General features: G+C 40.0%; 12 protein-coding genes and 2 pseudogenes. 2 read left to right on the top strand and 12 right to left on the bottom strand.

The window, feature by feature from the left end; translation table 11 throughout:
• Entirely contained in the window at positions 1 to 1,782 is a 1,782-nt protein-coding gene (locus ABKA15_RS01685) for a hypothetical protein (RefSeq protein ID WP_049512984.1), read from the bottom strand.
• Between the two features lie 279 nt (positions 1,783 to 2,061).
• On the opposite strand from ABKA15_RS01685, the gene def reads away from it, so the two are divergent.
• Positions 2,062 to 2,676, top strand: coding sequence for a peptide deformylase (gene def, locus ABKA15_RS01680; RefSeq protein WP_049512986.1), 615 nt, complete (start codon positions 2,062 to 2,064; stop codon positions 2,674 to 2,676).
• Positions 2,677 to 3,161: 485 nt separating this feature from the next.
• Here def and ABKA15_RS01675 read toward each other — a convergent pair whose 3' ends face one another.
• The 3 genes from ABKA15_RS01675 to ABKA15_RS01665 all read right to left on the bottom strand — a co-directional run bounded on the left by ABKA15_RS01675 (position 3,162) and on the right by ABKA15_RS01665 (position 8,265).
• Entirely contained in the window at positions 3,162 to 3,392 is a 231-nt protein-coding gene (locus ABKA15_RS01675; protein WP_003039588.1) for a GlsB/YeaQ/YmgE family stress response membrane protein, read from the bottom strand.
• Positions 3,393 to 3,409: 17 nt separating this feature from the next.
• On the bottom strand, positions 3,410 to 3,607 hold the full coding sequence (locus ABKA15_RS01670; RefSeq protein WP_350015368.1) for a hypothetical protein: 198 nt from the start codon (positions 3,605 to 3,607) through the stop codon (positions 3,410 to 3,412).
• A gap of 263 nt (positions 3,608 to 3,870) precedes the next feature.
• On the bottom strand, positions 3,871 to 8,265 hold the full coding sequence (locus tag ABKA15_RS01665; RefSeq protein ID WP_049512990.1) for a PolC-type DNA polymerase III: 4,395 nt from the start codon (positions 8,263 to 8,265) through the stop codon (positions 3,871 to 3,873).
• Positions 8,266 to 8,552: 287 nt separating this feature from the next.
• Here ABKA15_RS01665 and ABKA15_RS01660 point away from each other — a divergent pair, with 287 nt between their 5' ends.
• Complete coding sequence (locus ABKA15_RS01660) at positions 8,553 to 9,809, top strand: ISL3 family transposase (protein ID WP_350015367.1); 1,257 nt, start codon at positions 8,553 to 8,555, stop codon at positions 9,807 to 9,809.
• Positions 9,810 to 9,959: 150 nt separating this feature from the next.
• Here ABKA15_RS01660 and ABKA15_RS01655 read toward each other — a convergent pair whose 3' ends face one another.
• The 8 genes and pseudogenes from ABKA15_RS01655 to leuS all read right to left on the bottom strand — a co-directional run bounded on the left by ABKA15_RS01655 (position 9,960) and on the right by leuS (position 21,428).
• The gene (locus ABKA15_RS01655; protein ID WP_049513582.1) at positions 9,960 to 10,817 is read right to left on the bottom strand and encodes a 5'-nucleotidase, lipoprotein e(P4) family; all 858 of its coding nucleotides are present in this window, start codon (positions 10,815 to 10,817) and stop codon (positions 9,960 to 9,962) included.
• 177 nt (positions 10,818 to 10,994) lie between these two features.
• Entirely contained in the window at positions 10,995 to 14,816 is a 3,822-nt protein-coding gene (locus ABKA15_RS01650) for a pullulanase (protein ID WP_049513581.1), read from the bottom strand.
• Between the two features lie 187 nt (positions 14,817 to 15,003).
• Positions 15,004 to 15,938, bottom strand: a pseudogene (locus ABKA15_RS01645) (IS30 family transposase).
• 182 nt (positions 15,939 to 16,120) lie between these two features.
• Positions 16,121 to 16,489, bottom strand: coding sequence for an EXLDI protein (locus ABKA15_RS01640; RefSeq protein ID WP_049513101.1), 369 nt, complete (start codon positions 16,487 to 16,489; stop codon positions 16,121 to 16,123).
• Between the two features lie 136 nt (positions 16,490 to 16,625).
• Positions 16,626 to 17,192: an NAD(P)H-dependent oxidoreductase gene (locus tag ABKA15_RS01635; RefSeq protein WP_049513103.1), complete on the bottom strand. Its 567-nt coding sequence runs from the start codon at positions 17,190 to 17,192 to the stop codon at positions 16,626 to 16,628.
• On the bottom strand, positions 17,189 to 17,785 hold the full coding sequence (locus ABKA15_RS01630; RefSeq protein WP_049513229.1) for a TetR/AcrR family transcriptional regulator: 597 nt from the start codon (positions 17,783 to 17,785) through the stop codon (positions 17,189 to 17,191). Before ABKA15_RS01630 ends, ABKA15_RS01635 begins: the two co-directional genes overlap by 4 nt.
• Before the next feature lie 350 nt (positions 17,786 to 18,135).
• A pseudogene (locus ABKA15_RS01625) lies at positions 18,136 to 18,651 on the bottom strand (HAD family hydrolase); the annotation flags it as partial.
• A 275-nt stretch (positions 18,652 to 18,926) separates the two neighbouring features.
• The gene (gene leuS / locus ABKA15_RS01620) at positions 18,927 to 21,428 is read right to left on the bottom strand and encodes a leucine--tRNA ligase (protein WP_049513107.1); all 2,502 of its coding nucleotides are present in this window, start codon (positions 21,426 to 21,428) and stop codon (positions 18,927 to 18,929) included.
• Positions 21,429 to 21,539: the final 111 nt, after the last annotated feature.

Genomic DNA, 21,539 nt, shown 5'->3' with positions numbered 1-21,539 from the left:
TCAACCTCCGTGTTTGATTGAGTTAAAATTGTTCTCCAAAGACATCGTCTTTTTAATGTTTGCAAATGCTTGATGATAACCCGCTTTATCTAACATGGAAGCTGCTACTCCACCAATCATTTGCAAAAAGTGACGACGAGAGAGCGATAAACGATTATAAGAAACATCTTCAATCCACAGTAGGTACTTTAATCCTGAAGCAGCTTTTATTTCTAATGCATAAAATGGATAATCTGGAAGAAGATTCTTATTTATCCAAACTTCATCATTTTTTAACTCTTCTGCTAATATCGGGTAGTTACTTAGATGGAAGTCAGAAAAATTAGATAATGAATAAATGTTGACTTTATTTGTTCCCAATTGTTCCTCAATAACTTTCTTCGTTTCATTTAAAACCGCTTCTACTGTCGGCTTATCTAATTGTTGAAAAATAGAGAATAGTTTGCTCGCACCATTTTGATTGCTAACGACTTGCTGAACGAGCTTTTCACGATCATAAACTGCATCCTCATAGGAGATAGATAAGAGTTCATTTCTTTCATTTAGCAGCTGATTTTCTTTTTCTAGCATTTCTTTCTCATCTTGGTACTTCATCTGGATAATCCCACAAATAAGAGCAACAAACAGATAAGCCGCAAAGGAAATCCACCTATCAGTATTATAGACGATCGATTGCCAGTTTCCTCCCGAGAAGATATTGGCTGCAAATAACCCCAGTATCGAAAGGAGCCCTGCAAAAATACCATATAAAGTTCCAAAGATTGTACTAATCAAGGTTACAAAAAGTAAGCGAATATCAATCATTTTAAATTGATTGAAACCATTTAATAACGTACTCAAACCTTCTGATAGTAAAAAAGCAAGTGAAATTTCAGCTACTTTTTGATAAGCCTTACGAGACCGCATCATATAAATAGCCTTTTTAAAATGCTTGAATTCCAGATAATTAGACGTCTTAGTTTCTTTTACAAAATCTTTGTAAAGATCTGATAGATTATCTAGAACCGAGTAACGAATAAACCAGCCATAACGTTGTCTTAAATTATCTTCATCTGTCGAGCGATAAAGATAAGGTTCAGTTGACTTTGAATCAATCTCTATTGCACTTTTAGAGAGAGACAGTTCTTCTAATTTCGCCGCAAATTGCTGAAATGTAATCTGAAAGGGGTTATAAATAGTTAAGATTTCTGTTTGGTAATCCCAGCTATCAAAAATTTTGCTGATTAGCTCTGCTAAATCTTCTGAATTGATAAAATTCGCAATTTCATCTGGATATTCTCCAATATGAACTGTTTTATTTTGGTGAAGACTGTCAAATAACTGATAAAAATAATCTTCTGGTAATCTAGAAGAATACATATAAGGACTGCGAACTATTTTTAGGGATTGTCCATTCACCTTAGCCCAGTGTTGACAAAGACTTTCTGCTGCTATTTCTAATTCTTGATGACAGGTAAGTATCTCAGGACCCGTTACATAAAGAATCTTAGAGTTGGTCAACTCCTCAGTGCACCTCAAAAAAGACTGTAGCCTTTCTAACTCACCTATTTGATGATTTTTATAAGTTAAAAAGTTAGAGAAATAAAGAATTTGGTCAAATTGATAAGTTTTTAAAATTTTAGTCATATCAATTTTCTCTGATTTAGGGAAAACTGTCAGTTTTAATTTTTTTGAACTTTTCAAATGCGTTTCCCCTAAAAGATACACTATGGTATCTGGGAAGGCTGTTTGTATAAACTCTTTGGTTACATATCCTGTATTTCCGAATAGTAGAGTTTTCAATTTTCTTTTCTCCTTTTTAAAAGAAAGTGATGTCAATTTTTAAATATAATATTGAATATATAATACTATTTTAAGCATCAAACTAAATATAATAACCGTTTTTCTCAAAAATAGCAAGTATATCCCACTAATTTTTTACTAATTTATTTTGTGTTTTCTCCACATATTTATTACACGCCATTTCGATTCCTTTCTTTCTCCTCTATTTTGTGTTATATTTATCATATACAAAGAATTTAATTTGGAATAAAAATCCATTTTTAGAACGAAGGAGAAAACATGTCTGTTATTGAAAAATTAACAAAATCAGCTCACTTGATTGATATGAATGACATCATTCGCGAAGGAAATCCAACACTTCGGGCAGTCGCCAAGGATGTCACCTTTCCACTTACCGAACAAGAAGTTATCTTGGGTGAAAAAATGCTCCAATTTTTGAGGAATTCACAAGATCCTGTGATGGCTGAAAAAATGGGACTTCGAGGCGGCGTTGGTCTAGCTGCACCTCAGCTAGATCTGTCAAAGCGGATTATTGCTATATTGGTGCCAAACCTGCCAGATAAAGAGGGCAATCCACCAAAGGAAGCCTATGCTTTGCAAACGGTTATGTACAACGCTAAAGTAGTGGCACATTCTGTTCAAGATGCCGCACTAGCTGAAGGAGAGGGCTGCTTGTCAGTTGACCGCGAAGTGCCTGGTTATGTCGTGCGCCATGCACGCGTCACTGTTGAATATTTTGACAAAGAAGGTGAAAAACACCGTATCAAACTCAAAGGATACAACTCAATCGTGGTTCAACACGAGATTGACCACACCAACGGCATCATGTTCTATGACCGCATCAATGCAAAAGAACCCTTCGCAATCAAAGACGGTATGTTAGTGATTGAATAATAAATAAAAGGGAATCTCTGATATAACAGCATTCCCAATTAAAATTTCTTTATAAAAAGAATACAAATAAAAAGAACAATTTTGGCTTCTGATAAACAGAAAATCAAGGTTGTTCTTTTTTGTAGTTATCATGTGAATCTGTCTCAGACTCATGACTTTAGGATGACAAGCAATTTTAACGCAACTGCTATCGCACAAAACAAAGCACCGTTTTGAGGTGGTAAATAGAACTTGTGAAGCAAGTCTCATCTTCATTCGCTTTTGAAACTCCAAAGAGCAATTTTGATGAAAATTTCGTTTTCTGCATTCATTACCTCAACAGTAGGGAAAACTGTTAAGTCGCCTTGTGGGGTGAGACTATACGAGACATTTTGCACCGAAGTTTTGAAACAAGATAGCTGAGATTAACATTTTCAAATTTTAATTCCTTTGTGAGCGACTGCACTAGCAATTGTAGGTATCGGTCTCACTCCTATTTTTAGAAGTCAGCTTCCTCTTTCCCAGAAAATAGCTAAAAGAATAATCGCTCCCAACACAGATGGAATAATCGCTGTATCTGACAGATGAGGTCCCCAATTACCAAAGAGCATTTGCCCAAGCCAGGCTCCAAACCAACCTAGTAAAATCTTGCCAATACAGCCCATTCGTTCTCCACGATTGGTGATTGCTGCTGCAATTAGACCAATAATGAAACCGACAAACATACTCCCAATCATTTAGTTATCCTTCCTGATTATTTTATTATTCTCACTTTTGCATTATTTTTATGCAAACAGCAGCTTTTCTTCTTTTCGGAAGAACGGGCACGACTTGCTAACACAGCCAAACTGACCAACGCCACCGAGGCAAGTACTACTTTTCCAGAAAATTCTAGTGAATAATGAAAATCTCTTAGGGATTTTTTATCTTCAGCTGAAATCATTAACTTCATAATGTATCCTTTCTATTTGTAAATAGCTTACAAAGAACAACCGTAATCTATAAAATTTTGTAAAAAACTTTACAAGTAGTAAAATTTCCACTCTACTTTGACTATTTTAGTAGAACCTTTCAAAAAACAGCCAGCTACTCGCAGGAAGTCATTACCATGAAGCTGCAAAACCAATCATATTTTGCAAACAAACGAGCGAAAATTTTAGTCTAATGGCAACTGTCTCTGATGAAAGTTTCCCACATTCATCAAAAGAAAAGATCTTAGAATAAATCATCAAAGAGACTGAGCTGATTGTCTTCTGGCATATTGCCTAGAATTCCCATTTCATCCATTTTATCAACTAGAGTAGTGGATAAGCCACCGCGCTTGCGCAATTCGGTTTTTGAAAGAAACTCTCCTTCTGCACGCGCTTTAACCAATTGTTTTGCAACGTTGTCTCCCAAACCATCCATAGCAGAAAATGGAGGAATTAAGCTATCTCCGTCAATAAGAAATTCTGTCGCATCACTCTTATAAAGATCGAGTTTGCCAAATTTGAAGCCTCTTTCCAGCATTTCATTGACGATTTCTAGGGTTGTATAAAGGTCAATTTCAACATTGGAAGCTTCATTATTTTTGCGTTTTTCAGCGATTTCGTTCATCTTGCGCTTCACTGCATCTAGCCCACTACCCATGACTTTGATGTCAAAGGCTTTGGCACGAATAGAAAAGTAGGCACAGTAGTAATAAATCGGATGATGCACCTTGAAGTAGGCCACCCGCAAGGCCATCATCACATAGGCAGCCGCGTGAGCTTTGGGAAACATGTACTTAATCTTTCCACAAGATTCAATGTACCACTCAGGCACATTGTTCTCCTTCATGGCAGCGATATAGCCATTTCTCTCTTCATCAGAAATTTTGAGCCACATGCCTTTCCGCACCCGTTCCATAATGGTAAAGGCCATTTTAGGCTCTAAGCCCTTGTGCATCAGATAGACCATAATGTCATCTCGACAACCGATAACGGTGGACAGGTCAGCAATTCCCTGCTTAATCAAATCTTGTGCATTGCCCAACCATACGTCAGTACCGTGAGACAATCCTGATAATTGAAGCAATTCCGCAAAGGTCGTTGGATGAGTTTCATCCACCATACCTCGCACGAAGTTGGTTCCAAATTCAGGAATCCCCAGCATACCAGTCGGCGTACCTATTTGCTCTTGTGTCACTCCGAGAACATCTGTTCCAGAAAAGAGAGCCATAACTTCTTGGTCATCCATTGGAATTTCATTTGGGTCAATGCCTGATAAATCCTGCAATTTTCGAATCATGGTCGGATCATCATGACCGAGAACGTCAAGTTTTAGGACATTTTCATCGATATCATGGAAATTAAAGTGAGTCGTTTGCCACTCTGCCGTCAAATCATCCGCCGGATACTGAACTGGTGTGAAATCATAGACATCCATATAGTTTGGAATAACCACAATTCCTCCAGGGTGCTGTCCAGTCGTCCGTTTGACACCTGCTGCACCTTGCGCCAATCGCTCTACTTCTGCGTCACGGTAAAATTTATTGTAATCCCGCTCATACCCTTTCACAAAACCATAAGCTGTTTTGGCAGCGACTGTACCAACCGTACCAGCACGAAAGGCATATTCCTCACCAAAAATATCTCGGACATCCAAGTGAGCACTCGGTTGATCTTCACCAGAAAAGTTCAAGTCAATATCAGGCACCTTGTCACCATCGAAGCCAAGGAAGGTTTCAAAAGGAATATCCTGTCCATTTTTACTCAACTTATGTCCACAATGCGGACAATCTTTATCTGGCATATCAAAGCCTGAACCGTAAGAACCGTCCGTAATAAATTCTGAATACTGGCATTTGCCACAAACATAGTGAGGAGATAAAGGGTTTACCTCAGTAATCCCAATCATGGTCGCCACAAAACTAGAGCCGACCGAACCACGTGAACCCACTAGATAGCCACGCTCATTTGAACGCTGTACCAACATTTGCGAAGCCAGATAAATCACGGCAAATCCATTCCCCAAAATGGAGGATAATTCCCGCTCAATTCGTCGGTCAACAATATCCGGCAGCGGATTTCCATAAATTTCAAAAGCTTTGGCATAAGTCATCTCAGCGACTTTTTCCTCTGATTTGTCAATAAATGGTGTATAAAGGTCACCTTTCACCACTTCAATCGGTTCAAAGGTTGCTGCCAATTGATTTGGATTGTCAATAACCACTTTGTGAGCTAATTCATCACCTAAGAAGGCAAACTCATCCAACATTTCATTGGTTGTGCGGAAATGCGCTTTTGGAAGTGGAGCTGGTTGAGCATTTTCGCCATGTCCAATGGTACGGTTAATCATCGCTCCTTGCCCTAGACTACGGACGATAATTTCTCGATAAATTTCTTCTTCAGGCTCGATATAATGCACATCACCTGTAGCAAGAACAGGCTTGTCTAATCGATTTCCCACTTCAATCAAATTCTTAATAATGGTATGAAGCTCTTCGATATCCTTGACCTGCTCTTTAGCAATCAACGGTGCATAAATTGCTGGCGGCATGATTTCAATAAAATCGTAGTATTTCGCAACTTCTACTGCAGCATCAACACCTTGCGAAACAACCGCGTCAAACACTTCTCCTTCTGAACAGGCCGTTCCTAAAATCAAGCCTTCTCGGTGCGCATCCAAAACTGTTCGTGGAATCCGCGGTACACCCTCAAAATACTTTGTATTAGACAAACTGACTAATTTAAAAATGTTCTTCAAACCCGTTTGATTTTTTACATAAATCGTAGCGTGTTTGACCCGCGCTTTTTTATAGGAGTTTTCATCCACCAAATCTGTATTTAGCTTTTGAAGATTGGTAACGCCTCGTTTTTCTGCCGCATCGTTAATGAAAATAAAGAGTAGGCGTCCTGTCGCTTCCGCGTCATAATTAGCCATGTGATGATGATCAAGCGATACTTGAAAACGCTTAGTCAGTGGTCCCAAACCGTGACGCTTGTATTCTGGATAGAGATTGCGAGCAAACTCCAAAGTATCAATGACTGGCTGCGTAATTCGTGGAAGTCCATGCCGCTCATAATTGACATTCATAAATCCCACGTCAAAGGTAGCATTGTGGGCAACGAGTACCGTATCTTGGCAGAAGTCTTGAAATTCTTGCAAGACCTGCTCCAGCGGCTTCGCATTTTTGACATGCTCATCTGTAATCCCCGTCAGATCTGTCGTAAAAGCACTCAAAGGATGACCTGGATTGATAAACTCGTCAAACTCGGCAATGACATTGCCCTTGTACATCTTACTTGCCGCGACCTGAATCAAGTCATTGTAAATAGCAGACAAACCGGTAGTTTCCACGTCAAAGACAACATAAGTGGCTTCCTTGAGCTCCATATCCACTTCGTTATAAGTAATAGGAACTCGGTCTTCTACGATATTAGCTTCCATGCCATAAATCAGCTGAATGCCTGCTTTTTTCGCAGCTTTATAGCCATGCGGAAAACTCTGCACATTCCCGTGGTCTGTGATAGCAACTGCCTGATGTCCCCACTTAGCGGCTGTCGCAATCAATTCCTCCACTTCTGGAAGAGCATCCATGGTTGACATATTGGTGTGCGCGTGAAATTCAATCCGCTTCTCACCTTCTGGCATCAAGTCTTTCCGCTCATAATGTGTCACTTCTTGCACATCTTGGACATTCATGGTCAAGTCATGCGTGAAGTTGTTCATTTCAATATTCCCACGCACACGCAACCAAGAATTTTTCCTAATGATGTCAAATTTTTTGGCTTCTTCTTCGTTTTTAAACCATTTCTGAAGGGCGAAGCTAGAAGTATAGTCGGTCATCTTAAAGTTAATCAGCACACGCCCTGTGCGGGTAACTTTTTGCTCAAGATCAAAGACCATACCTTCAAAGACAATGCGATTTTCCTCAGTCTGGATGTCAATCATCTGCGTAATCTCTGCCTTATCCAGCTTTGGTCGGGCAGCCGCTTTTCGTGCTTGAAAATCAGAATAGCTTGGTTTTTCCTCAGCTGGTGGCGGGGCCATTTGTTGCAGCGCTTCGATAGCTTTTAGCGCCTCGTCATTAGCCGCTTGCACAATCTTTTCTTTCTCAGCTTGGAAAGTTTCGACTTGTTGCTGAGTCAAGGCGTCACTTGCTTTGACCTGACAGTGAAAATGCGGAAAGCCAAACTTCACCAATTGCTTGGCTAAATTTGGCAAATGGATTTTCCGAAAATGCTCCGTATCAATACTGGAGGGGCCCTCAATCCAGAGCTGATCGCCGTCCGCGTGTACCTTTAACTGTTGGTACATACTACGAAAGCCCTGACTGGCGCAAGGTCCTTCTGTAAAAGCCTCTTTGTAATAAGCCTGCAACAGCTCCTCTGTAAAATCTTGATTGGCAACCTTAATTTCAAAAATAGCTTGGTTGCCCGTCTTAGAAAATTCTTCATTTAAACGTTTTTTTAATTCTTGAAATAACTCAATGGGTAAAATTTCTCCAAAAACAAACTGAAATTCCCAAACATGACTAACGGTATGCACTAAAACTTGCTCAATTTCTGCATGTAAAAAGGCACTTGATTGTCTCATATCAAGTGGCATATCAATTTGATTCATTAAAATTTCAAACGTAGATGACATCTTTTTTCCTCGTATTGTAATGAAACTATTTTACCATAAAACAAATGAATTTTCGATTAAAAAATAGATAAGGAATATCCCTCATTGTTTTTAATATAAACCAATCATCTCATCAAGGACGTCAAATGCTAAGCTTTTGGTTTCCGGAACTTTGACAATTTTAAGGCTCTATAATTTCTGTAGTGGGTAAAACTACCGCAGAGATTATGGAGCTATTTTTGTGTATACAAAAAGTCCCATATGACCTATAATGAAAAGCGACGAAACTACTCATTAGAAAGACTCATATGGAACAACTCGATTTTATCACAAAACTTCTTGGAATTGAAGACAAAAATATCAAAATAGACAATCTTTTTGATGCCGACACTCACAAAGAAATCATAGCCCACCTTGACTATGATGCCCCTCCATGCCCTGCCTGCAAGGGACAGATGGCCAAATACGACTTCCAGAAACCTTCTAAAATCCCTTATCTGGAGACAGCAGGATACAAAACTCTTATCCGACTCAAAAAGCGGCGCTTTCGCTGTAAGAACTGTGGAAAAATGGCTGTCGCCGAAACCTCCCTCGTCCAGAAAAATCACCAGATTGCCGTCGCAGTCAAACAGAAAATCGCTCAATTATTAGTTGAGAAGCAAGCCATGACTGATATTGCCCACAGGCTCTCAATTTCGACCTCAACCGTCATTCGCAAGCTCAAGGAATTCAAATTTGAAACGAACTGGCAGAGACTGCTAGAGATCATGAGCTGGGATGAGTATAGCTTCAAGAAAGGGAAGATGAGCTTTATCGCTCAGGATTTTAATACCAATGAGGTCCTAGCCATCCTGGACGGCAGAACCCAAGCGGTCATTCGAAATCATTTTCTACGCTATCCTAGACAGGTTCGTAGGAGGGTTAAAGTGATGACCATGGACATGTTCAGTCCTTACTATCAGCTGACCAAGCAGCTTTTTCCGCATGCCCAAATCGTTCTGGATCGTTTCCACATTATCCAGCACCTCAGCCGAGCTATGAACCGTGTCCGCATCCAAATCATGCACCAATTCGACCGAAAATCTCAGGAATACCGAGCCCTCAAACGCTATTGGAAACTCATCCAACAGGACAGCCGCAAGCTCAGCCATAAGCGTTTTTACAGACCAGCTTTTCGGGCGCATTTAACCAATCAAGAGATTCTCCATCAGCTACTCAGCTATTCGGACCAACTTCGACAGCACTATGAGCTTTACCAGCTTCTGCTCTTTCACTTTCAGGAAAAGCAAGCTGATTATTTCTTTGACCTGATGGAGGAGGTTATTTCGGATGTTCACCCGATTTTTCAAACCGTCTTTCGGACTTTCCTGAAGGACAGACACAAGATTACCAACGCCTTGGAACTACCCTACTCCAACGCCAAGCTGGAAGCGACTAACAATCTCATCAAGGTCATCAAGCGAAACGCTTTTGGATTCAGGAGCTTTGACAACTTTAAGAAACGCATTCTCATCGCTTTGAACATCAAAAGAGAGAGAACGAATCTCGTCCTCTCGCGATGGTAGCTGACATCGACCCACTACAGTTGACAAAGAGCCAATTTTAAAACGAAAATTCTCATCGCTTTGAACATCAAAAAAGAGAGAATCAATCTGATTCTCTCTCACTTAGCGATAGGTTACCCACTACAGTTGACACTGAGTCTGTTTTCCTTTTTATTTTTTATATCCTTCTAATGCTTTTTGGCGTTCTTCAATTTGGCCTTTCGCATCTAATTTTTTGCCTTTGTAAACGGTGCTTTCCCATGAACCGTACATTGGATTTGGGAAGATGATGAACTTTTCACCGAATTCGTTCTTTAATTCTTCTAATTTCTTACTACGTTCTTCTGCTGATGTTTTTGAGAAATCCGCAAAGTCAACGAGGTTATCACCTAAAAGCATGACCAAATTCGTCGTTTCTTGTACTTTCTGACGGCGACCTTCTTTTGATTTCACACCTTTTTCTAAAAACATCAAATGATCTTTCCCTTGTACTGGAATACCTTCCTTTTCCAAATTCTTAATTGTCGCGTCTACCTGGCTCGCATCACGGTCAGAAACATAGTAAATTTGAACACCGTTTTGATGTGCATATTGGAGAAATTCTTTAGCACCAGGAACTGCCTTAGCTGAAGCTTTTTTCACCCATGCATCCCAATTTTTAGGATTAAAGGCCGTACCGTCTTTGACATTTTGAACTTGATAAGGACTGTTGTCTAATACCGTTTCATCTAAGTCAAGAACGATTGAGTAGGGCTTATCTGTCGGTTTTTGTAGCAATTCTTTCAAACGATTCGTTGCGACATTATAACCTTGCAGGTACAGCGCTTTAGCTTCATCTGACTTTTGATACCAAAGAGTGGACATGGTGTTTTCCCTTGATCGCAATTGGTCATAAGTCATGGTAACTTTACTGTCAGATGTGTTACTTTGCGCAACCTTATTGTCTGTCGTCTTCGTTCCACAGCTGGTCAATAAAATAACCGAAGCAAGAGCTGAAAAAATTGTGATTGTGGCTTTAGATGATTTCATAAAACCAATCCTCCTAATATTAATCTATCAAAATTATAGCGTTTTCATATCAATATTTCAAGTTCATTTGTTAAATTTTAGCAGAAAAATAGATTTGCAGAAGACAGCTAACAAGTTCATCTAAAATAGTGAACTGTAAGGAGCTTGGAATCTCTACAGCTCACGAACAGTCAATCTTTATTTCTTTTTCTTAAGGACAACTACACTTGATAACAACAAGCCAATTCCTGCTAGCACGCCAGCAATGGAAATTGTCGTCCCTGTGGACGGTAAAGTCTTATCTGCTTTTCCAGATCCCGCTTGCTGTTGCTGCGTCTGACTAGCTGAAGTATTTGACTGTGTTGACGAAGTCGTTGTTTGACCAGACTCTCCTTTCGGCGTAGAAGGCTTGGTTTGATTTTGTTCTTCTTTTGGTTTTTCTTGATTTGGTTTGCTATTTTTTTGAATGCGTAAAATCGTCGCTGTCAATGGTGCTAAGGTAACCCCGTCTGCTCCTAAGGTCACACCAGCTGGATTTGAAATAGCCGTTACCCCTGCGGTATTACCGTCTGCCACGACTTGAGCATTTGCCAAATGCTTGTAGGCTTCGCCAAAGTTAAACTTCCGCTCCTTGTTATCCGCATTAACAAAGACAGCGTAAATGTCTCCATTTGAAGCCACAACTTGGTAGCCAAGAACTGTATCCTCTTTTTCAACCCCGTCTTTACCCGGCTGAGTGATTAAAGTAACATTTTGATCGACTTCGGCTTTGGTCTTGCGTGTAAAGGCATCTGTTGACTTCCGCAAAGCAATCAGCCCTTTCACATAGTCGCGGCTCTTCGTATTTTCAGGGAATTTGTCATCGTTTGTTGCCTTCGTCCAGTCAAAATGATTGACCGCATCGCTCGAATCATAAGAGTCGTGTATAAAGTAAGGATATTCAAATGGTGTACCGTCCGCATTGGTCAGTAGATGTGATTTATTTGGCACTTTGTCTTCTGAAACCGGATATTTATAAGCAGGGTCACGGAATTGCTTGGTTCGTCCGTATTCTTGTCCAGAGTGAAGGAATGACGTCCCTTGAGAAGTAAGGATCATTAGATTGCCCAAACGCAGGCGACGGTGAATTTCTTGATTGTTCGCCGCGATAGCTGGATCTTTTTTAATAGATTGAGCAATCACATCAAAGAGGGTCAAATTATCATGCGCAGCAATGTACTGAATCACATCTCCCGGATCATCTGCTTCAAAATTCGTTGGTTGTGCTTTGATGTTTTTGAAAACATCTTCGACATTGCGTTTTCCACCTGTGATAAAGGCGGGCGCTCCTTCGTTCGGATAACCAGATTTCAAAGTATTTCGAATATCATCTGAGAATACACCGACTGTATCGGTAGATTTCATCCAAGATTGATCCGCTGCTTGGACTGGTTTATTTTCATCTCCAGTGTAAGTCTTCCACCCTTCACCTAACATCACCAAATTTGGATTGAACTTTTTAGCTTCCTCATACGCTTTTTGAATGGAGTCTGCATCGTGATCTCCCATCATATCAAAACGGAAACCATCCACTTTGTATTCGCTCGTCAAATATTTGATAGAATCCACCAAAACACGACGACTCATGTAGTGCGTCGTTCCCAAACGTCCGCCACCAAAACTAGTTCTAGGAGTGCCGTCTGCATCCATAAAGTGATAGTAATTCGGCTCTAAATCTTCAAAAATAGAGGTCTTTGCCGTGTGATTATAAACCACATCCATAATCACACCCATTCCGCGCTTGTGAATTTCATGAACAAGATTTTTAAATTCCTCAATGCGCTTAGCTGGATCTGTCGGATTGGTTGAATACATTCCTGTCAAGGAGAAGTAGTTTTGTGGATCATAACCCCAGTTGTAGTTGCTATTGCTAGAAACATACTTGTCCAATCTTTCGGCATTTTTCAATTCATTGACAAAATAATAACTTAAAACCGGCAGTAACTGAATATGAGTAACCCCAAGTTCTTTTAAATAGTCCAATTTTTCAACGAAAGCTGAGAATGTTCCAAATTGAGACTTCAAATTCTTAGAAATGGCTGCGTCAGAAGTAAAATCACGGACATGCGCTTCGTAGATAACTGCATCCTCCCGGCTCTTGAAGCCTGGAATGTTCGCATAGGTCAGATTTTTCGGACCAAGCTCACTTGGGTCAACAAAGGCTGCCTTTGCAATCTTGTAAGACTCACCTTTTTCGGCATCTTCGCTGTTCCAAGCTGCCAAAGATTTGGCGTATGGATCCAAAGCTAGTACTTTTTTATCACCGCGCGTAATTTCATAATGATAGAAATAACCGCGATAATCCTTAATTCCTAGATTTGTTTGCGATGTCAATGTTGTCTTCCAAGTACCAGCTTCTCCTTTTATCATCGCTACCTTACCAACTACTTTGTTCTGATCATTTTTATCATAAACAACCAAATCTACCTGATACGCACTTGGTGACCAGAAGGTCACATCCACTTTCGTACCTTTTTGGCTAACACGCGCACCCAATTCACCATCATATTTGTAGAGACTATCCTTCAACTGCCAATTCATACTGATTTTAAATTGGTCGTTGCCATACTTTACCGTATAAGGAGCTTGCAATTGTCCAAAGTCTCCTATGATTTTTGCTTTCTTTGTTTTAGGATCAAGCACAATGTCTTTCACAACCACTTCTTTACTGTCCTTGTCTGTAATTTTTAGATTCTTAAGAATATCTTCCTTTTTGGCACTTTCAAGGGTTGAGAAAGTTGCTTCAATCTCCGTCAAGCTGACATGCTGAGCACCTGTCATGCGGATATCATTGACAAAATACGGATTGGTATAAATATTCGGATCTGCATCTCGGAGGAAAATTTGACTGTTTTTCTTCAAATTTGTCAGATTATAATCCTGCGGTTGAATCTTCACATCGTCACCTGATTTGCTTTCATCTAAAAGTAGAAAACCAATTGCTTTTGCAGCATCTTTTAAAGGAACGTCTACATAGCGACCATACTTGCCTGTTTTTTCAAAATCCACTCCGTCAGGCCAATTCTTGCTGGGATTTTCCACATCTCCCCAGAGCCAAAGAGACTTCTTGTCATAATTCCCGTCTGTCCGATAATAATTGACTCGCACCATGCCCTCTTTTAGAGGCTCATAGGTATGAGGATTGTAATCCTTGTCAAACCAGACTTCGTTCATATTCGGACTGAGCAATTCAATCGTCTTGTCACCTGTTAGATTTGTACCTGCTGTATTATTGATTAAGAGACTAATTTTACTCCGTTTTTGTGCCATTTTGACATCAAGATAATAGCCATAATCATCCTTTTTAGCCATTGAAAAGCTAGTTGCTCCTGTCGGCCAGCCGCCTTTTTGGCTGGAAGGTGTCTCCACATCATCCCAGGTCCACAAGCCAAGACTAGCTAAATTCTCCGATGGAAGTGTCTTAAAATGCAGACGAATGCTGCCCTCTTCAATTTTGTCTTCTTTAGCTGGTGTCGCATCTGATGCAACTTTCTCAACAGGCTTCGTTGTCATTTTTTCTTCTGCTGCTTGTGCAGTTTCCTTCTCCGTAGATTGAACTTCCGTACTTGAATCCGTCGTTGGAGCTGGGGTATTTTCTCTTACGGAGCGAGCTTGAGTCAAGTCAAGTTTTTCTGATGAGCTTCCCTCAGTTGAAGCTGTACGTGAAGAATTGGCAACACTAGGTGTTGCCGAAAGCGAGTTGGTTGCTTGCCCTTGATTTTCCGACTTTTCCGAAACGACTGCTTGATGGTTCGTCACTTCTACTCCATCAGACTGTTCACTTGTTGGTGATGTTGGTTGCACTGTTTCAATAGATGTGTTTTCGACACTATTTGCTTCCTCTGCTTGCGCTAAGACATTCCCCGCCAAAAAAACACTAGCAGAAATAGCAATAGACGCTACCCCTACTTTTAATCTGCGAATTCCAAAATACTGACGCTTCTCAGCTGTTCGAGATTGTAAACGATAAACTTTCTTCATAAAAAGAAAACTCCTTTATTTTTTAGTTGCACAAATATTTTTAGACTAGTGCAAACGTTTTCTGTAGATATTATATATATTTATCAACAAAATGTAAAGGCTTTCAAACAAAAAATCTCTGTTTTTTTGACAAAGGTTAAATGTATTTTCTATATTATTAGATAAATTGCAATAAAAAGTGCAACGTTTACTCGTACTCATCCACTAGAGCTTTACAAGCAGTTCTGTAAGCTAAACATTTTCGTGGTCGGTGATTGATATCATATAAGGCCTTGTTCAAAGCCTCATCAGAGATGGCGGCTAAATCTGCTTTCTTTGGGAAATATTCTCTTAGTAAGCCATTGGCGTTTTCATTGTTTCCTCTCTGCCAGGATGAATAGGCGTCCGCAAAGAAAAAGGAAATTCCTAAATTCTCTACCAGAGGATAGCAGGCAAACTCTTTTCCCCTGTCTGAAGTGAAGGTTTTAAGAGCCTCTTTTGGAAATAGCTTACAAAGTTGTTCGATGGCTGAAAACATGGATTTGGCTGTTCTGTCTGGTATCTTGAAAGCTAAGTAACAGCGCGTTTTTCGCTCCAGAAAGGTCGCTAAACAGCCCTTACTTTTGCCTCTGGAAGACACACAGTATCGAGCTCCCAGTGACCAAAGGTCTCACGATTCCTGACCTCTTTAGGACGTTTGGCAATCGACATGCCAATCCTAAATGTCCCACGTGTTTCTTTGGGTTGTTGAGTTTTTCCTTTACGACGAAGGACGCTTAAATCCAGAGCAATCAAACCAGCATAGAGCCAGTTATAGATAGTTTTAAAAGTTACCATTGGCTTTTGTTCAAGCTGATAGCGGTCACACATCTGTTCAGGCGACTAGGAGGATTTTAAACCGTCTTCAATTTCCTTTTTCAACTTTGGTGTCAAACGAGACTTCCGACCTTTTTGTTTGGCCCTGCGATCGTACTCTTCCTGTGCTAAGGCTGCGGAATAACCATTTTGACATCGTCTTAACTCTCTTGAAATGGTAGACTTATGGACGCCAAGTTTATTTGCAATTTGGCAAGGTTTCAAACCTAATTCTAAGTAGGTTTCTATCTTTATTCGGTCGGTTATGGTAAGATGGGAGTAGCTCATAGTTTTTCCTCGGGTTCTGTTTGTGTGGTTACTTACAGTTTACACCAATGAAACGCTATGAGTTTTTTTGTTGCACTATATTTTACAATTTATCAATAACAAAAATGGACAAATGTCCTATGAAACAATGCAACTGACTTCATACAAAAAAACCAGTCCGTAAAGACTGGCTGTCTGTAAAGTTAAATATTCAAGGTTTCAATAAAAGCACCTGCCGCTAACTTTTGCTCCAACTTGTTGATAGTAGATTTGTCTAGGTAAGAGCTTAACTCAGCAAAAGCTTGGCAAATTTTGAAAACCGTATCTGCCTCTTGCTGATGGTAGAATGGTAGATCCTTATGCTTTCTGAGCCACCACTCTGAATCATAGTTGAGATCTTCTCTTTGATAGTAGACAAGGTTCTTCTTGGGTGTCAGATAAATCGTTTGATAGATTATTTTTTTCCTATCTTCAGAAAAACGGCTGTTACTATAAATCTTGATTCCTTTAAATTTTTTATACTCTCTGATTCCATGATCCACTAGCCTGCATTCCACTTCCTTATATTCCATCGTGACACCTCCTTAATTTTTCCACTTCCATTATAGCAGTTTTACGCAGGTTTTCAAGAAATGTTTCATAAGAAATGGATTATTAAGCTAGTTTTCAGCTGTATCGTACTATTTCTGCTTTACAATCATCCTTATTTTAAATACGACGGGCTGTTTGAGTGATGGTTTCTAAGAATTGCTGGCGCTGTTCATCAGAAATTTTTTCAACATTTGTTAATTGTGTTAGCTTAACCGGTGCGACAGCGCAGATTTTTAAAATTTGATTTTTCAGGACTTTACCATAATCCTGAATAAAAGGCAGCACAAAGGCCGGCGTATTATGGGTGGTGATAATCCAAGCAGATTTTCCTTGTAAGTGCCCTTCAAGACCGACTTTTTTATAAGAATAAGCGAAATCAGCTACAAATACTCGGTCAATAAATCCTTTGAGCATAGCCGGCATTCCGCTCCACCAAATCGGGAAAATGAAGATTAGGTGGTCTGCCCAAGTGACAAGATCACGGTATTTTTCCATTTCAGGAACCTTAGCCAAATCGCGGCGTTTTTGATTTTCATCAAATCGTAAGATTGGATCAAACTGTTTAGCATATAAATCTAAGGTTTTGACAGAATGCGCTTCAGAAAGATTGGTTTGGACTTGCTTGAGAATAGCACCGTCAAAACTTTGAGGGTTTGGATGAGTAAAAATAATTAAGATTTTCATGACTGTTCTCCTTTTATATAGATATCAAGCATCTGCTCAATGTTAGTCTGAATGGCTTTGTTGTCAAGGTCACGTCCAATGGGACTGTTCGCCAAAACAGCAAGACCTGAAATAAAACTCCAAAAATGAAACAGTGTTTCAGCTTCGCTGTTGGTAAAGCCTTCCTCCTTACGAAGCTCTAAAACAATCCGTTTAAATGCAGCGAATCCTGGCAAATCAGAATCCAGCGAAATAGTATCCTGAGTGACTTTCATATACTTAAAAGGAAATTTAATGAAGAGGGCTTCAAAGAAATAGGGGTAATCCTTCGCAAAGATGATAAAGTTAAATCCCATTTGGGCCAGTTGATTTCGTGCATAAGCCTTCCAATCGATCTTTTTTTGGATCTCTTGGTTGAGAAAAGTAGAAAGGCGTTTTAAAACGACTTTTAAATAGTTTTCTTTACTTTCAAAATGTCGGTAAGGAGTGCCGTGAGTAACACCGCAGGATTTAGCGACAGTCCTCAGTGATAGCTGGTCGATACCATGTTCTTCAATCTCTTTAATCCCCGTCTGGATCAGTCTTTCTTTTAACTCTGCTGTATTTCGTTTCATTTTTTCCCTCAAAAAGTATACAATGTCTACTTTCTTAGTATACATTGTATACTTTTTCTTGTCAATATTTTCTGTTTAGAAAAATTTCAGTAAAAAAGAGGATGGGACAAAAGTCCAACCTCAAATATAAAAAGCGAACAAAACTAGTTTTCTGGTAATCAGAATTCTGCTTTGTTCGCTTTTCGCATTTAATTATAGATTTGAAGGGCTTAATAATTAAGATTTTTAAAAATTGAAATCTTTTTGTCCCAAACTCTTCTTCTTTATCAAATAAGTAAGCTAATTTGAAAAACAACAAGTCTCTTATCGCTGGATAAACTCTGATTTGAGCACAATGGTTTTTTTCTCTTCAGATAAACCTGCAAATCTTGCATTTCTTCCTCTTCAAAGCTAATCATCATGATTTTAAAAAGATTATCACAAGCTGAAAGAAAACAATCTTCATCATGAACTTGAGTCGGTGCCTGATGAGTCAAGTCGTATTCGTAACGAATTCCTTCATCTATTGTATCACAATACCAATGATTCAAGTCATAATAACTGAGACTGACCTGTGGAAAATGCTGCCGCACAGCCTGTAAAATCGTTGATGCGGTCTGCTTGAAAATAACCTTGGTGTGCAGCGGACGAATTTGATGATTGACAACCTCATAAATTAAACCACCATTAAAGCCCACTTGCGGACCTTGCAAACCCAACAATTCAATAGCCTCACGCATCTCCATTGGCGCACGCGCAGAGACCATCGTAATCGGAATGGCTGCTCTGCGAATGCATCTGGCATTCCTTTCGGAAACTTGCCCCTTTGAATTTAAAAGCGTCCCATCCATATCAGTAAAAATACGTTTAATCGTTCTTGTTTGCATGATTTTTCTCTCCTTTTCTTTATGGATTTGCGCTCCACTCCGAGTTCAAATCTTATTTCTTCGCTAGCTTGACTTCATTGTACAATCTGGAACGCGTTCCATGTCAATAGGAAAATGAAAAAAGTGAATTAAATTTTTTAGAGGTAGCAAAAAAGGATTCCAAATGTTATCAGAATCCTCATTTTTCTTTTATTTCGCAACAATATTCGCCAATTTAGGTGACTTCAATAGCCTGAGAAACTATTGAAGGTTGGGGTTACGGCTAACAGAACCTATTACTTAACAACAATATTAACAAGTTTGTTAGGGACTACAATCACCTTTATGATTTCTTTGCCAGTGATTTCTGACTTGATTTTTTCGTTGGCAAGAGCAAGTTTTTCAAGTTCTTCACGGCTGGAATCTTTTGCTACAACGAGTTTAGCACGTACTTTACCTTTGATTTGGATAACAATTTCAACGTCGTTTTCAACGAGTTTTGCCTCGTCCCATGTTGGCCATGCAACGTATGAAATTGATTCGCCTGATTGTGTCAATGTTTGCCACAATTCTTCAGAAAGGTGTGGTGCAAATGGTGCTAACAATTGTACAAAGCCTTTAGCGTAGTCAGCAAAGAGTTTGTCCTCTTTGTTAGCAGCGTTGACGAATACCATTAATTGCGCAATAGCTGTATTGAATTTCATGGCTTCAAGTTGTTCAGTTACAGCTTTGACTGTTTCGTTGTAAACTTTATCCAAATTACCATTGTTTTCTGCAACAATTTCTTTTGTCGTCAACAAGCGATAGACGCGGTCGAGGAATTTACGTGAGCCTTCAAGACCTTCTTCAGACCATGCGATTGAGGCATCAAGCGGTCCCATGAACATTTCGTACACGCGAAGTGTATCTGCACCATAATGTTCAACCACATCATCAGGGTTAACAACGTTTTTAAGTGATTTAGACATTTTCGCTGGTGCTTGTTCAAGTTCTTCACCAGTTTCAATGTGAAAGAATGAACCGTCACGTTTTTCAACTTTGTCAGTTGCCACAAGTGCACCACGGTGATCGCGGTAGCTTGTTCCCAAAATCATCCCTTGGTTAAAGAGCTTTTGGAATGGTTCCTTGGTTGGAACGATACCTAAATCATAAAGGAATTTATGCCAGAAACGAGCGTAAAGAAGGTGAAGCACAGCGTGTTCTGCACCACCGATGTAAATATCAACTGGTAGCCATTGTTTCAACAATTCTTCATCTGCTAATTTTTCATCGTTGTGTGGATCAATATAGCGCAGATAATACCAGCTGGAACCAGCCCATTGAGGCATAGTATTGGTTTCACGGCGGCCCTTCACCCCGTCTTCACGGGTCACTTCCAGCCAATCGGTCAAGTTAGCAAGTGGGGATTCCCCTGTACCGGAAGGTTTGATGTCTTTGGTTACTGGCAATACAAGTGGTAATTGCTCCTCTGGAACAGCTGTTGTTGTACCGTCTTCCCAATGGATGATTGGGATTGGTTCACCCCAATAACGTTGACGTGAGAAGAGCCAGTCACGCAAGCGGTAAGTCACTTTCTTGTTACCAACGCCTTCTGCTTCAAGCCATTCAACCATTTTGTCAATAGCTTGCGCTTTATCAAGTCCATCTAGGAAACCAGAGTTGATGTGAAGTCCGTCTTCTGTGTAAGCTTCCTCTTCAACATTTCCGCCTTCGAGAACTGGAATGATATCCAAATCGAATTGTTTTGCAAATTCCCAGTCGCGATCATCATGCGCAGGAACTGCCATAATAGCTCCTGTCCCATAGCTAGCAAGCACATAATCGGCAATCCAGATTGGCATTTCTTTACCATTTACTGGGTTAATGGCATAGCTACCAGTCCAAACACCTGTTTTTTCTTTAGCAAGGTCCGTACGAGCAAGGTCAGATTTAAGACTTGCTTGATGTTTATAGTCAGCAACTGCTTGCGCTTGTTCTGGTGTTGTAATAGCTTCAACAAGTGGGTGCTCAGGCGCTAAAACAGCGTAAGTCGCACCAAATAATGTATCTGGACGAGTGGTAAAGACGGTGAATTCCTTATCTGTTCCTTTCACTTTGAAGGTGACATTGGCACCAGTTGATTTCCCAATCCAGTTGCGTTGCATGTCCTTGATAGACTCTGGCCAATCAAGTTCATCCAAGTCATTGAGCAAGCGCTCTGCATAGGCAGTGATTCTGAGCATCCATTGGCGCATTGGTTTGCGGACAACTGGATAGCCTCCACGCTCAGATGTTCCGTCAGGAAGGACCTCTTCATTGGCGATAGCTGTTCCTAGTTCCTCAACCCAGTTTACTGGGACTTCCGCTTCATAAGCCAAGCCTTTCTCGTAAAGCTTGGTGAAGATCCACTGAGTCCACTTGTAGTAGTTTGGATCTGTGGTGTTGACTTCACGGTCCCAGTCGTAAGAAAATCCAAGCGCATTAATTTGGCGTTTGAAGTTGGCAATATTTTCCGCTGTAAATTCTGCTGGGTCATTTCCTGTGTCCATAGCGTATTGCTCTGCAGGCAAACCAAAGGCATCCCATCCCATTGGGTGAAGGACGTTGTATCCTTGCGCACGTTTGTAACGGCTGAGGATATCGGTTGCTGTATAACCTTCTGGGTGTCCTACGTGCAATCCAGCTCCTGAAGGATATGGGAACATGTCAAGCGCATAAAACTTCGGTTTTGATACATCCGTTCCTGTCTTAAATGTATGATGTTTCGCCCAGTAGCCTTGCCACTTAGGCTCAATTTCTTTATGATTGTAAAAACTCATGCTATTTCTCCAATTTTATGATGTTACTATTATACCATTTTCAAGAGATTTTTACAGATGAAATCATGAAGTTTCCATTGATATCTATTACAAAACATACTCTAACTATTT

Source organism: Streptococcus sp. KHUD_010 (genome assembly GCF_040207525.1).
GTDB classification, from domain to species: Bacteria; Bacillota; Bacilli; order Lactobacillales; family Streptococcaceae; genus Streptococcus; species Streptococcus hominis.
The sequence above is the reverse complement of the archived record's forward strand: the minus strand, read 5'-3'. Positions and strand labels throughout refer to the sequence as shown.